Origin of the sequence: Microbacterium sp. NPDC058345 (genome assembly GCF_042723855.1) — a bacterium.
In the GTDB taxonomy this organism is placed as follows: Bacteria; Actinomycetota; Actinomycetes; order Actinomycetales; family Microbacteriaceae; genus Microbacterium.
Genome location: NZ_JBHXIG010000002.1, coordinates 622,451 through 634,877 on the forward strand (window position 1 = coordinate 622,451; position 12,427 = coordinate 634,877).

The 12,427-nt window shown below is 69.2% G+C and carries 11 protein-coding genes; 2 read left to right on the forward strand and 9 right to left on the reverse strand.

Annotated elements, in window-relative coordinates; all coding sequences use genetic code 11:
* Positions 1-48: 48 nt before the first annotated feature.
* The 4 genes from proB to rplU all read right to left on the reverse strand — a co-directional run bounded on the left by proB (position 49) and on the right by rplU (position 3,003).
* Complete coding sequence (gene proB / locus ACFWH5_RS10670) at positions 49-837, reverse strand: glutamate 5-kinase (protein ID WP_378834516.1); 789 nt, start codon at positions 835-837, stop codon at positions 49-51.
* Complete coding sequence (gene obgE / locus ACFWH5_RS10675) at positions 834-2,330, reverse strand: GTPase ObgE (RefSeq protein WP_378834518.1); 1,497 nt, start codon at positions 2,328-2,330, stop codon at positions 834-836. Before obgE ends, proB begins: the two co-directional genes overlap by 4 nt.
* Before the next feature lie 87 nt (positions 2,331-2,417).
* On the reverse strand, positions 2,418-2,675 hold the full coding sequence (gene rpmA / locus ACFWH5_RS10680) for a 50S ribosomal protein L27 (RefSeq protein ID WP_378834520.1): 258 nt from the start codon (positions 2,673-2,675) through the stop codon (positions 2,418-2,420).
* Positions 2,676-2,694: 19 nt separating this feature from the next.
* A complete protein-coding gene (gene rplU / locus ACFWH5_RS10685; RefSeq protein ID WP_378834521.1) occupies positions 2,695-3,003 on the reverse strand; it encodes a 50S ribosomal protein L21 in 309 nt (102 codons plus the stop codon).
* Positions 3,004-3,220: 217 nt separating this feature from the next.
* Here rplU and ACFWH5_RS10690 point away from each other — a divergent pair, with 217 nt between their 5' ends.
* Positions 3,221-3,487: a DUF4031 domain-containing protein gene (locus ACFWH5_RS10690; protein WP_378834522.1), complete on the forward strand. Its 267-nt coding sequence runs from the start codon at positions 3,221-3,223 to the stop codon at positions 3,485-3,487.
* On the opposite strand, the gene ACFWH5_RS10695 is transcribed toward ACFWH5_RS10690, so the two are convergent.
* Positions 3,452-5,899 (reverse strand): Rne/Rng family ribonuclease, encoded by a 2,448-nt coding sequence (locus ACFWH5_RS10695; protein WP_378834524.1) that lies wholly within the window; start codon positions 5,897-5,899, stop codon positions 3,452-3,454. The two genes, ACFWH5_RS10690 and ACFWH5_RS10695, sit on opposite strands and share 36 nt — an antisense overlap.
* Positions 5,900-6,168: 269 nt before the next feature.
* On the opposite strand from ACFWH5_RS10695, the gene ACFWH5_RS10700 reads away from it, so the two are divergent.
* Entirely contained in the window at positions 6,169-6,780 is a 612-nt protein-coding gene (locus ACFWH5_RS10700; protein WP_378834525.1) for a vitamin K epoxide reductase family protein, read from the forward strand.
* Between the two features lie 66 nt (positions 6,781-6,846).
* On the opposite strand, the gene ndk is transcribed toward ACFWH5_RS10700, so the two are convergent.
* Genes ndk through ileS form a run of 4 tightly spaced genes read right to left on the reverse strand, consistent with a single transcriptional unit; the run spans position 6,847 to position 12,376 of the window.
* Positions 6,847-7,263 (reverse strand): nucleoside-diphosphate kinase, encoded by a 417-nt coding sequence (gene ndk / locus ACFWH5_RS10705; protein ID WP_378834527.1) that lies wholly within the window; start codon positions 7,261-7,263, stop codon positions 6,847-6,849.
* A gap of 1 nt (position 7,264) precedes the next feature.
* Positions 7,265-7,684 carry a DUF4233 domain-containing protein gene (locus ACFWH5_RS10710; RefSeq protein WP_378834529.1) on the reverse strand — a complete coding sequence of 140 codons (420 nt, stop codon included), beginning with the start codon at positions 7,682-7,684 and terminating at the stop codon, positions 7,265-7,267.
* Positions 7,672-9,024 carry a bifunctional folylpolyglutamate synthase/dihydrofolate synthase gene (locus ACFWH5_RS10715; RefSeq protein ID WP_378834531.1) on the reverse strand — a complete coding sequence of 451 codons (1,353 nt, stop codon included), beginning with the start codon at positions 9,022-9,024 and terminating at the stop codon, positions 7,672-7,674. The genes ACFWH5_RS10710 and ACFWH5_RS10715 overlap by 13 nt, the downstream gene beginning before the upstream one ends.
* Positions 9,017-12,376 carry an isoleucine--tRNA ligase gene (gene ileS, locus ACFWH5_RS10720; protein WP_378834532.1) on the reverse strand — a complete coding sequence of 1,120 codons (3,360 nt, stop codon included), beginning with the start codon at positions 12,374-12,376 and terminating at the stop codon, positions 9,017-9,019. Before ileS ends, ACFWH5_RS10715 begins: the two co-directional genes overlap by 8 nt.
* Positions 12,377-12,427: the final 51 nt, after the last annotated feature.

Genomic DNA, 12,427 nt, shown 5'->3' on the forward strand with positions numbered 1-12,427 from the left:
CGGCGTGCCGCAGCCGGGCGCCGTGACGCCGGGCAGGACGGGTGATGCTCAGCCGTGCACGACCGGCTCGAACCACGTGCCGATCTCAGCGCCGTCGAGCGCCTTCGCGACGAGGTCGGCGCTCGTCACCAGCACGCCGATCCCGGACGCGGCCGCCATGCGGGCCGCCGACACCTTGGTCGCGGCGCCTCCGGTGCCGACGCTGTTGACGACGGTCGCCCCGAACTCCAGGCCTGCCAGGTCGGCATCGGCGGGGATGACGTCGATCGGCTCGGCGGCCGGATCGGTTGGCGGTCTGGTGTACAGCGACTCGATGTCGCTGAGCAGCACCAGCGCGTCGGCGTTCAGCAGCTGAGCCACCAGCGCCGCGAGACGGTCGTTGTCGCCGAAGCGGATCTCCTGGGTCGCGACGGTGTCGTTCTCGTTCACGATCGGCAGGATGCGCAGCGACAGCAGCCGCTCCATGGCCCGGCGGGCGTTGCTGCGGGAGGTGGCGTTCTCGAGGTCGCCGGTGGTCAGCAGCACCTGGCCGGCCACGATGCCGAACGGCCGCAGCGCCTCCTGGTAGCGGAACACGAGCACGTTCTGGCCGACGGCCGCCGCTGCCTGCTGAGTCGCGAGGTCCGTCGGGCGCGCGTCGAGGTCCAGGTACGGGATGCCGGTGGCGATCGCTCCGGAGGACACGAGGATGATCTCGGCGCCGCGGCGGTGCGCGGTCGACAGCGCCTGAACGATCATGGGGATCCGCCAGGAGGACTCGCCGCTGATCGACGACGAACCGACTTTCACGACGATCCGCTCGGCCCTGGCGAGCTCGCCTCTGGTCCGCGCGGTCATTCCTCGCCCTCGCGGGATGCCCTGCGCTGCGCCTCCAGTTCCTCGCGGGCGGCCGCCTTCGCGTCCATCCGCTCGTGGTACTGCTCGCGGCGCTGGCTGGTGGTGCGGCGCGTGCTGCGGTCGAAGCGCGCATCGGTGCCGCGCGGCGCCGTGACCAGCTCGGCCGCCGACGAGATCGAGGGCTCCCAGTCGAACACGATGCCGTCGCCGGGCCCGATCATCACGGTGGACCCGGCGGTCGCACCGGCGCGGAACAGCGCGTCCTCGACGCCGATGCGCTCCAGACGCTCGGCGAGATAGCCGATGGCCTCCTCGTTCTGGAAGTCGGTCTGCTGCACCCAGCGCTCGGGCTTCTCTCCCAGGATGCGGTAGAAGTTGCCGTAGCTGCCGCCCTCGAGGCGCACGGTGAACTGCGCCTGTGCGCCCTTCGGGCGGATCACAACGCGTTCGTGGGGCGCCTCGGCGGCGGCCTCGGCACGGTGCTCGTCCACGATCTCCGCCAGGGCGAAGCTCAGCGCCCGCAGGCCCTCGTGCGACACGGTGGAGATCTCGAACACGCGGAAGCCGCGGGCTTCGATGTCGGTGCGCACCAGTTCTGCCAGATCGCGCGCCTCGGGGACGTCCACCTTGTTCAGGGCGACCAGCTGCGGGCGCTCCAGCAGCGGCAGCTGGCCCTCCGGCACCTGATAGGCCGCGAGCTCGGCGAGGATCACGTCCAGGTCGCTCAGCGGGTCACGGCCCGGTTCGAGAGTCGCGCAGTCCAGCACATGCAGCAGCGCGGTGCACCGCTCGACGTGACGGAGGAACTCCAGACCGAGCCCCTTGCCCTCACTGGCGCCCTCGATCAGACCCGGCACGTCGGCGACGGTGTACCTGCTGTCGCCGGCCTGGACGACGCCGAGGTTCGGATGCAGGGTGGTGAACGGGTAGTCGGCGATCTTCGGCCGTGCGGCGGACATCGCCGCGATGAGGCTCGACTTGCCCGCGGACGGATAGCCGACCAGCGCGACGTCGGCGACGGTCTTGAGCTCGAGGACCACGTCGCCCTCGAATCCGGGCGTGCCGAGCAGCGCGAAGCCCGGTGCCTTGCGTTTCGGCGATGCCAGCGCCGCGTTGCCGAGCCCGCCGCGGCCACCCGGGGCGACGACGAAACGCTCGCCGGGCACGACCATGTCGCGCAGCACCGCACCTTCGGGGGTCTTCACCACGGTGCCGACCGGAACGGGAAGCTCGAGGGTCTCCCCAGCGGCACCGGCGCGCAGGTCTCCCATGCCGAAGCCGCCGTTGCCCCCGTGACGGTGCGGTGAGTGGTGGTACGACAGCAGAGTCGTCACCTGCGGATCGGCGACGAGCACGACGTCGCCGCCGTCGCCGCCGTTGCCCCCGTCGGGTCCGCCGAGCGGCTTGAACTTCTCACGGCGCACCGAGACGCAGCCGTTGCCGCCCTTGCCTGCACGCAGGTGCAGGGTGACGGTGTCGACGAAGGTGACCATGACCGGTTCTCCTCAAGGTTCGTGCCGGCGGAAAATGCACGGACGGGGCGGGCCTAAGCCCGCCCCGTCCGAGGAAGTACGCTGCGCTTACTGCGCGGCTGCGACGATGTTGACGACCTTGCGGCCGCCCTTCGCGCCGAACTCCACCGCGCCCGCGGCGAGGGCGAACAGCGTGTCGTCGCCGCCACGGCCGACGTTCACGCCGGGGTGGAAGTGCGTGCCGCGCTGACGGACGAGGATCTCGCCGGCGTTGACGGTCTGGCCGCCGAAGCGCTTCACGCCGAGTCGCTGTGCGTTGGAGTCACGACCGTTGCGGGTCGAGCTCGCACCCTTCTTGTGTGCCATTGTTCAGCCTCTTCCGTGCTTACTTGATGCCGGTGATCTTGACGCGCGTGAGCTCCTGGCGGTGGCCCTGACGCTTCTTGTAACCGGTCTTGTTCTTGTACTTCTGGATGATGATCTTCGGGCCGCGGAGGTCGCCGATCACCTCGGCGGTGACGGTGACCTTCGCCAGCGTGTCAGCGTCGGTGGTCACCGTGGCACCGTCGACGAGAAGCACGGCGGGCAGCTCGATCTTCTCGCCCTGGGCAGCCTGAACACGGTCGAGCTGAACGATCGTGCCGACCTCGACCTTCTCCTGCCGGCCACCGGCGCGCACTACTGCGTAAACCACTTCATACCTGTTTCGTTGGGGAGCGCTTCGGCTCCGGGAATCTCACGGGAAGACTGTTGCTTGCGTACGACGCCTGCGCGACGGGTGCGGACGCAAGACTTGTCCTGAACGACTGGGAGAGCCGACAGGGGTCGCGCACCAAAGGACAACTTTACCGGATGCCGGGCCATGCCGCAAAGTGAGCCCGGATGCGGGTCGCGGGCCTAAGCTCGGCGACATGACCGTTCTCGTCGACGATCCGATCTGGCCGGCGCACGGGCGGCTGTGGTCGCATCTGATCAGCGACGAGAGCCTCGACGAGTTGCATGCCTTCGCCGCGGCGCAGGGCGTCCCCGCCCGCGCCTTCGACCTCGACCATTACGATGTGCCCGCCGACATGCTGACCAGGCTCCTCGCCGCCGGTGCCGTGCACGTCGGCGGCAAGGAGCTCGTCAGGCGGCTGATCGCGTCAGGACTGCGCGTCCCCGCCCGCGACCGGCGCTGAGGACTCCGGTCGCACGGTCGGAGTGACCGTGAGGGCGGCCGTCGTGACGCGGCGACGGTTGCGGCCCTGCCCGGGCGCCTTGGGCTCCGGCAGCGCGTCCAGCACCGAGTCGAGCAGCTGCTCCGCCTCGGTCTTCGGCGCCTTGCGATCGGAGTTGCGCTTCTTGCGCGCCTTCTTGGGACGCTCGGCCGGCTCTGCGACAGGACGATCGACCTCGGGGCGCTCGGCGATCTCGAGCTGCGTGTCGACGTTGGAGACGATCGTCGATGCGGCGATCTGAGCGAGCGCGGACTTGGCGCCCTCGGTGATGCTGTGCGTGCCGCCGTTCGTGCCGGCAGCCGCCTGCTGCTGCGGAGCAGGCGCCGACTGGCCTCCCCGTGAGCGCCGGCCCTGACCGCCGTTCGACGGCCCGCCGCGGTGCTTGACGACCGGGTCGTGATGCACGATGACCCCGCGGCCCGCGCACACCTCGCACGCTTCGCTGAAGGTCTCGAGCAGGCCGAGACCGAGCTTCTTCCGGGTCATCTGCACGAGACCGAGCGAGGTGACCTCAGCGACCTGATGCTTCGTGCGGTCGCGGCTGAGGCACTCGATGAGGCGACGCAGCACCAGGTCACGGTTGGACTCGAGCACCATGTCGATGAAGTCGACGACGATGATGCCGCCGATGTCGCGCAGGCGCAGCTGGCGGACGATCTCCTCGGCCGCCTCGAGGTTGTTCTTGGTGACGGTCTCCTCGAGGTTGCCGCCCGAGCCGACGAACTTGCCGGTGTTCACGTCGACGACGGTCATCGCCTCCGTGCGGTCGATCACGAGGGATCCGCCGGAGGGCAGCCACACCTTGCGGTCGAGGGCCTTCTCGATCTGCTCGGTGATGCGGAACGCGTCGAACGGATCGACCTCGTCGGTGTACGACTCGACCCGCTCGAGCAGATCGGGCGCGACGCCCTCGAGATAGCCGCGGATCGTGTGCTGTGCGTCGTCGCCCTGGATCAGCATCCTCGTGAAGTCCTCGTTGAAGACGTCACGCACGATCTTGACCAGCAGATCGGGCTCGGCGTGCAGCAGCGTGGGCGCCTGCTGCGACTGGACCTGCTTCTGGATGTGCTCCCACTGCGCGGTGAGACGCTGCACATCGCGGGTCAGCTGCTCCTCGGTGGCGCCTTCGGCGGCCGTGCGCACGATCACTCCCGAGGACTCGGGCAGCACCTCTTTGAGGATGCGCTTCAGGCGGGCGCGCTCATTGTCGGGGAGCTTGCGGGAGATGCCGTTCATCGAGCCGCCGGGAACGTACACCAGGTACCGGCCCGGCAATGAGATCTGGCTGGTCAGGCGAGCGCCCTTGTGCCCGACCGGGTCCTTGGTGACCTGCACCAGCACGCGGTCGCCGGGCTTGAGCGCGAGCTCGATGCGGCGCGGCTGGTTGCCGGTCTCGACCGAGTCCCAGTCGACCTCTCCGGAGTACAGCACGGCGTTGCGGCCGCGACCGATGTCGACGAAGGCCGCCTCCATGCTGGGCAGCACGTTCTGCACGCGGCCGAGGTAGACGTTGCCGATCAGCGAGGCGTCCTGGTTGCGGGCGACGTAGTGCTCGACGAGCACGTTGTCCTCGAGCACCCCGATCTGGGTGCGGCCGTTCTTGGCGCGCACGACCATCATGCGGTCGACGGATTCGCGACGGGCGAGGAACTCCGCCTCCGTCACCACCGGACGGCGCCGGCCGGCATCGCGGCCGTCGCGGCGGCGCTGCTTCTTTGCCTCGAGGCGGGTGGATCCCTTGATCGCCTTCGGCTCGGTGATGTACTCGACCTGGCGCTGCCGCTGGCGCGGCTCGTCGCGGCCGTCGTCGTCCGATCCGCCGCGGCGGCGACGGCCGCGGCGCGAGCCGCGGTCGTCGTCCTCGTCCTGGTCGTCATCGGCGCGCGCGGGAAGCGGCGTGACCTCCGGCGCGTAGAAGTGCAGCTGCGTCGAGACCTTCGACACGAAGACCTCGGGCAGCAGCCCCAGCGTCACCGCCGTGACCCGCTGCGGCTCGGAGGGCGTCTCCGGCCCGGAGGGCGTCTCCGGCTCGGAAGGCGTCTCCGGCCCGGATGCGGACTGCGCCGGCTCGTCCGTCGGTGCGTCGGAAGCGGGTGCGTCGGAAGCGGGTGCTTCGGAAGCGGGTGCTTCGGAAGCGGGTGCGTCACCCTCCGAGTCCGATGTCTCCGGTGCGATCACGGCGGAGCCCGGCTCGGCGGAATCGGCAGATGCGGCGTCCGTGGTGGCCGTCTCGGCCGGCCCGTTCTCCGCGGACGTGTCACCGTCCGTCGCATCGTCGCCGGGCGCGTCCGCGGCGGTCGTGTCCTCGACTACCGGCTGCGCCGGAGTCTCGTCGAAGTCGGGGGTGTTGTTGTCATTGGTCTCATCGGCCATCTCTGGCTTACTCCCTGCGCGGGCACTGCGTGCGCCGCGAAAACTCGTGCGGCGAAACTGCGGCCGCGAACTCAATCGGCATGCGGTCTGCACTGTGGCCGTGACCGCCTGGGGCGCTTGCCCCGAAGTCTTGTCGATGCGGTCGCGACTGCTCGCGACGCCATCTGAAGCCATTATCGCACCTCTCGGCCCGCGGCGTGGCATTGTCGTTCCTCGCGGCACCGCCGCGTTCACGTCCGTCCCATAGCCGGCGCTGAGATAATCGCGCCATGACCGCGCAGCGCACACGGCACATCGGGTACGGAATCTGGCTCATCATCGCGAGTCTGGTCGGCTGGTGGGCCGCGTTCCAGCTGACCGTCGAGAAGTTCTTCCTCCTCGAGAACCCGGGCGAGCAGACCAACTGCTACGTGAGCGTCCTGCTGCAGTGCGACCGCAATCTCGGCTCATGGCAGGGCGAGGTGTTCGGGTTCCCGAATCCGCTGATCGGCGTCGCCGGCTGGATGGCGGTGCTGGTGATGGGCGTCGCCGTGGTCGCCGGGGTGCGGTTCCCGCGGTGGTTCTGGGCCCTCTTCGGCGTGGGGATCGCCGGCGCGTTCGCCTTCATCTGCTGGCTGATCGGGCAGAGCGTCTTCGTCCTGAACACTCTGTGCCCGTGGTGCATGGTGACATGGGCGGTCACGATCCCGACGTTCATCTCGACGGCCGTGCATCTGGTGCGCAACGGAACGCTCACCACGTCGCCGCGCGCGAAGGAGCGCGCCGGCCGTCTGGTGGTGTGGATTCCGCTGATGACGATCGTCGCCTACGCGATCGTCATCGCGATCATCCAGTTCGCCGGTCTCGACCTGCTCGGCGAGCTGGTGGGAATGCTCTTCTGACTCTCGCCCCGATGCGACAGCGGGCTCCTCGACCGGAATCGAGGAGCCCGCTGTCGTCTCTGCGGATCAGTCGAACCAGATGCCGAGCTCGCGCGCGGCCGACTCCGGGCTGTCGGAGCCGTGCACGAGGTTCTGCTGCACGGCGAGACCCCAGTCGCGGCCGAAGTCGCCGCGGATGGTGCCGGGGGCGGCCGACGTCGGATCGGTGGTGCCCGCCAGCGAGCGGAATCCCTCGATGACGCGGTTGCCGGCCAGGCGGATCGCGACCGACGGGCCCGACATCATGAACTCGAGGAGCGGCTCGTAGAACGGCTTGCCCTCGTGCTCGGCGTAGTGCGCGGCCAGCAGGTCGCGATCCGGCTCGACGAGTCGGATGTCGACGAGTGCGTAGCCCTTCGCCTCGATGCGGGCGAGGATCGCGCCGGTCAGACCGCGGGCGACGCCGTCGGGCTTGACCAGGACGAGGGTTTCTTCAGTGGCCATGTCAATCGCTCTCTGTGTGAGGGTGAGCCGGAGGGCCCGCGGGACGCTGTCGGTCGATCCGGGCCCCCACGATCGTCGCATACGCCCACATGCCGCCGAAAATCAGCGCGACGAGGGCGATGGCCGGCACGAGCACGCTCGCCGCCAGCACCAGTCCCTGCAGTACCCAGCCCGTCACGATGGCGCCGGGGCGTGTGATCGCGCCGGCGACGCCGGTCATCACGACCGCGAGCGCCGCGCCGCCGACGATGGCCCACCACGAGGGGATGCTCTCGGGCAGCACCCGCAGACCGTAGACGGTGAGCCCGGCCAGGAATACGACGATCGACTCGAAGCCGAGCACGATCGCCCCCAGCTTCTGCGTGAGGGTGCGGACCGGTCTGGGCGCGGGCCGCGCGCGCCGCGCGTTCACGAGCGCCATCCGCTCTTCCAGTCCTCGTCCTCGGCGAGAAGCAGCGCCTCGCCCGCGAGCACGATGGATCCGGCGATGACGACAGCGCGGCGATCGGATGCGGATGCCCATTCCCGGGCGGCGTCCGCCGCCTCGGCGAGGCTCGCATGCACGCTGGCGCGGCGTCCGCCGGCCTCTACCAGATCGGCGAGGGTGTCGGCATCCGCGGCGCGCGAGGACTCCGGTGCCGTGGCGAACACCTCGGTGACAGCCGGCAGCAGGCTTCCCAGGATGCCGGCGGCATCCTTGTCGGCGAGCACTCCCAGCACCAGCCCCCACTCGTCGAAGTCGAAGCTGTCATCGAGCGACCGGGCCAGCGCGGCTGCGCCGTGCGGGTTGTGCGCGGCGTCGACGACCACGGTCGGTGCGATGCCGACCAGCTGCAGCCGGCCGGGCGAGGTGGCGTTCTGGAACCCATCCGCGAGGATGTCGCCGGCGATCCGCTGAGTCGCGCCGCCGATGAGCGATTCGACCGCCGCGACGGCGAGCGCCGCGTTGTGGCCCTGATGAGCGCCGTACAGCGGCAGATACTCGTCGGCGTACTCGCCGGCGAGCCCGCGCACGGTGATCAGCTGGCCGCCGACCGCGAGCTTCTGCGCCGACAGGCCGAACTGCTCGCCCTCGAACGCGATCGACGCGTCGTGCTCGGCGGCGGCACGGCGCAGGACCGCTGCGGCTTCCGCCGGCTGCTGCGCCGAGACGACGGCGGCGCCCTGCTTGATGATGCCGGCCTTGACCTCGGCGATCGCGGCGATCGTGTCGCCCAGGCGGTCGGCATGATCCAGGTCGATGGGGGTGAAGACCGCGACGTCGCCGTCGGCGGTGTTCGTCGAATCCCATGACCCGCCCATCCCGACCTCGAGCACCAGCACGTCGACCGGAGCATCCGCCACCGCGACGAAGGCGAGCACGGTGAGCAGCTCGAAGAACGTCAGCGGCTCATCACCCGTGGCCGCGAGCTCGGCGTCGACGATGCCGACGAAGGGCTCGATCTCGTCCCAGGCGTCGGCCACCGCGGCATCCGCTATGGGCTCGCCGTCGATCATGATCCGCTCGGTGAACCGCTTGAGGTGCGGGCTCGTGAAAAGCCCCGTGCGCAGGCCGTGCGCCCGCAGCAGGCTCTCGATCATCCGCGCGGTCGACGTCTTGCCGTTCGTGCCGGTGATGTGCACCACGCGGTACGTCCGCTGAGGGTCGTCGAGCAGCGTCAGGACGCGCGCGACGCGCTCCTTGCGCGGCTGCACCCAGCGCTCCCCTGCACGAGCGAGCAGCTTCTCGTAGACCAGATCAGCGCGTTCGCGATCAGACATCCGCCGCTCCCTCGATGTTCGCGTCGATCGTGACGATGATCGGCGCCTTGTCCGAGCCGATGGCGGTCGCACCTGTCCGGAACACTCCGTCGCCCGGGCTGACGACACTCGTCACGAGTTCGTCCATCTCCTCGGTGGGCTGCACGGCGAACGCGACCGCCAGCGTCTCCCCCGCGATCAGCTCGGCATGCGCACGGAGCGCATCGACATGCTCCGGCGACACGTTGAGCGCGAGCACGATGCGATCGCTCACGTCGAGTCCGGCGTTCTTGCGCGCCTCCTGGATGACGCGGATGGCGTCGCGGGCCATGCCCTCGGCCTCGAGTTCCGGTGTGGTCTGCGTGTCGAGCAGCATGAAACCGCCCGTCGGCACCAGCGCGAGCGCCTCACCCTCGGGGCGCCCCGACGTCTCGAGCACCAGCTCGTACTCGCTGGGCTCCAGCACGATGCCGTCGGCGGTCACGACGCCGTTCTCCTCGGTCCAGAAGCCCTCCTTTGCGGCCCGGATGACCTTCTGCACCTCCTTGCCGAGGCGGGGTCCGGCCGCGCGGGCGTTGACGCTCAGGCGGTGGCTGATGCCGTAGTCGACCGCGGTGCTCTCGTCGAGCGGCACGAGCTCGACGTCCTTGACGTTGAGCTCCTCGCGCAGGATGGCCTCGAACTGCGCCAGCTCGATCGCGAGCGGCGAGACGACGGTGAGCCGCTGCAGCGGCAGCCGCACCCGGAGCTTCTCCTTCTTGCGCAGGGCGTTGCCGACGCTGGAGAGCTCGCGCACGGCATCCATCGCATCGCGCACGTCGTCGGCGGCGGGGAAGGCGGCGTCATCCGGCCAGTCCTGCAGGTGCACGCTGCGTCCGCCGGTGAGCCCCTGCCAGATGCGTTCGCTGACGAGCGGCACCAGGGGAGCGGACACTCGAGTGAGCGTCTCGAGCACGGTGTAGAGCGTATCGAAGGCCTCGCGGCTCTTCGGATCCTCGGTGACGCCCGCCCAGAACCGATCCCGGGAGCGTCGGATGTACCAGTTGGTGAGCACCTCGGCGAAGTCACGTAGGCGCGCGGACGCCGTGGTGGAGTCGAGTCCCTCGAGATCCGCGCGCACCTCACGGACGAGGTCGCCGAGCCGGGCCAGGATGTAGCGGTCCAGCACGTCGGTGGAGTCCGTGCGCCACCGGGCTTCGTATCCGCCTTCGGACGCGTTCGCATAGGTCGCGAAGAAGTACCACGAGTTCCACAGCGGCAGCAGGAACTCCCGCACCCCGGAACGGATGCCCTCCTCGGTGACGGCGAGGTTGCCGCCGCGCAGCACCGAGCTCGACATGAGGAACCAGCGCATCGCGTCGGAGCCGTCGCGATCCAGCACCTCCGAGACGTCCGGGTAGTTGCGCAGCGACTTCGACATCTTGTACCCGTCGCTGCCGAGCACGATGCCGTGGCAACTGACACCGGTGAACGCCGGGCGGTCGAAGAGCGCGGTCGACAGCACGTGCATCAGGTAGAACCAGCCGCGGGTCTGCCCGATGTACTCCACGATGAAGTCCGCCGGCGCGTGCGTGTCGAACCACTCCTGATTCTCGAACGGGTAGTGCACCTGCGCGTACGGCATCGAACCCGAGTCGAACCACACGTCGAAGACGTCCTCGATGCGGCGCATCGTGCTCTTGCCTGTCGGGTCGTCGGGGTTGGGGCGGGTCAGGTCGTCGATGTACGGGCGATGCAGATCGACCTCTCCCGCGGAGTTGCGCGGCAGTCTGCCGAAGTCGCGCTCCAGGTCCTCGAGGGATCCGTACGCGTCGACGCGCGGATACTCCGGGTCGTCGCTCTTCCAGATCGGGATCGGCGAACCCCAGTAGCGGTTGCGACTGATCGACCAGTCACGCGCGCCCTCGAGCCACTTGCCGAACTGGCCGTGCTTGACGTTCTCGGGTACCCAGGTGATCTGCTCGTTGTTCGCGAGCATCCGATCCTTGATGTCGGTCACGCGGATGAACCAGCTCGACACGGCCTTGTAGATCAGAGGGTTCCGGCAGCGCCAGCAGTGCGGATACGAGTGCACGTAGCTCTGCTCGCGCAGCATCCGCCCCGCCGACCGCAGGAGGCGGATGAGCGGCGTGTTCGCGTCCATCCACAGCTCGCCGGCGACATCGGTGACGTGCGAGAGGAAGCGTCCGCCGTCGTCGAGCGAGATGATCGTGGGGATGCCGGCGGCATTGGTGACACGCTGGTCGTCCTCACCGTATGCCGGTGCCTGATGCACGATGCCCGTGCCGTCGGTGGTGGTGACGTAGTCGTCGACGAGGATGCGCCAGGCCTTCTCTGTGTTCCACGTCTCCGCGTCGGCGTAGTAGTCGAACAGACGGTCGTAGGTGACGTCCTCGAGCTCCGTGCCGAGGACGGTCTGCTCGACCGCGGCGAGCGCGTCATCGGCCGACTCGTAGCCGAGGTCCTTCGCGTAGCCGCCGAGCAGGTCACGGGCGAGAAGATACCGGTGCGCGTCGCTCTCGGCGGGGTCGTCGCCGGGCCGGATGTCCGCAGCGCCGTTCGGGCCTGCGGGCACCACGACGTATTCGATCTCCGGTCCCACGACGAGCGCCAGGTTGGTGGGCAGCGTCCACGGAGTGGTCGTCCAGGCGAGGGCGCGCACCGCCGTCAGCCCGAGCGACTCGGCCCTGGCGCCGGTCAGCGGGAAGGTGACGGTGACCGACGGATCCTGCCGGTCCTGATAGACGTCGTCGTCCATGCGCAGCTCGTGCGCCGACAGCGGCGTCTCATCGCGCCAGCAGTACGGCAGCACGCGGTAGCCCTCGTACGCGAGACCCTTGTCGTAGAGGGTCTTGAACGCCCACAGCACGCTCTCCATGTAGCCGAGGTCGAGGGTCTTGTAGCCGCGCTCGAAGTCGACCCAGCGCGCCTGGCGGGTGACGTAGTCCTGCCATTCACGGGTGTAGGCGAGCACCGAGTCGCGGGCTTTGGCGTTGAAGACGTCGATGCCCATGGCCTCGATCTCGCTCTTCTCGGTGATGCCGAGCTGCTTCATCGCCTCGAGCTCGGCCGGCAGGCCGTGCGTGTCCCAGCCGAACACCCGGTCGACCTTCTTGCCCAGCATCGTCTGGAAGCGCGGGAAGACGTCCTTGGCATACCCGGTGAGCAGGTGGCCGTAGTGCGGCAGTCCGTTGGCGAACGGAGGACCGTCGTAGAAGACCCACTCGTCCGCGCCCTCGCGCTGCGCGATGGATGCCCGGAAGGTGTCGTCCGCCTTCCAGAAGTCGAGCACGTCACGCTCGATGTCGGGGAAGCGCGGGCTCGGAACGACGGAGTCGGCGGCGGGGCCGAAGGAGGAGCGCGGGTAGGTCATCGTCTCTCGCAGTGATCGTGGTGGCGGATGCTGCTCGCGAGGACGATCGTG

What these genes read in the sequence shown, in the direction of transcription:
- ACFWH5_RS10715 (WP_378834531.1), bottom strand. Translation starts at nt 9,024, where the DNA reads ATGTCTGATCGCGAACGCGCTGATCTGGTCTACGAGAAGCTGCTCGCT.
- obgE (WP_378834518.1), bottom strand. Translation starts at nt 2,330, where the DNA reads ATGGTCACCTTCGTCGACACCGTCACCCTGCACCTGCGTGCAGGCAAG.
- ACFWH5_RS10695 (WP_378834524.1), bottom strand. Translation starts at nt 5,899, where the DNA reads ATGGCCGATGAGACCAATGACAACAACACCCCCGACTTCGACGAGACT.
- proB (WP_378834516.1), bottom strand. Translation starts at nt 837, where the DNA reads ATGACCGCGCGGACCAGAGGCGAGCTCGCCAGGGCCGAGCGGATCGTC.
- ndk (WP_378834527.1), bottom strand. Translation starts at nt 7,263, where the DNA reads ATGGCCACTGAAGAAACCCTCGTCCTGGTCAAGCCCGACGGCGTCGCC.
- ACFWH5_RS10690 (WP_378834522.1), top strand. Translation starts at nt 3,221, where the DNA reads ATGACCGTTCTCGTCGACGATCCGATCTGGCCGGCGCACGGGCGGCTG.
- rpmA (WP_378834520.1), bottom strand. Translation starts at nt 2,675, where the DNA reads ATGGCACACAAGAAGGGTGCGAGCTCGACCCGCAACGGTCGTGACTCC.
- ACFWH5_RS10700 (WP_378834525.1), top strand. Translation starts at nt 6,169, where the DNA reads ATGACCGCGCAGCGCACACGGCACATCGGGTACGGAATCTGGCTCATC.
- ACFWH5_RS10710 (WP_378834529.1), bottom strand. Translation starts at nt 7,684, where the DNA reads ATGGCGCTCGTGAACGCGCGGCGCGCGCGGCCCGCGCCCAGACCGGTC.
- ileS (WP_378834532.1), bottom strand. Translation starts at nt 12,376, where the DNA reads ATGACCTACCCGCGCTCCTCCTTCGGCCCCGCCGCCGACTCCGTCGTT.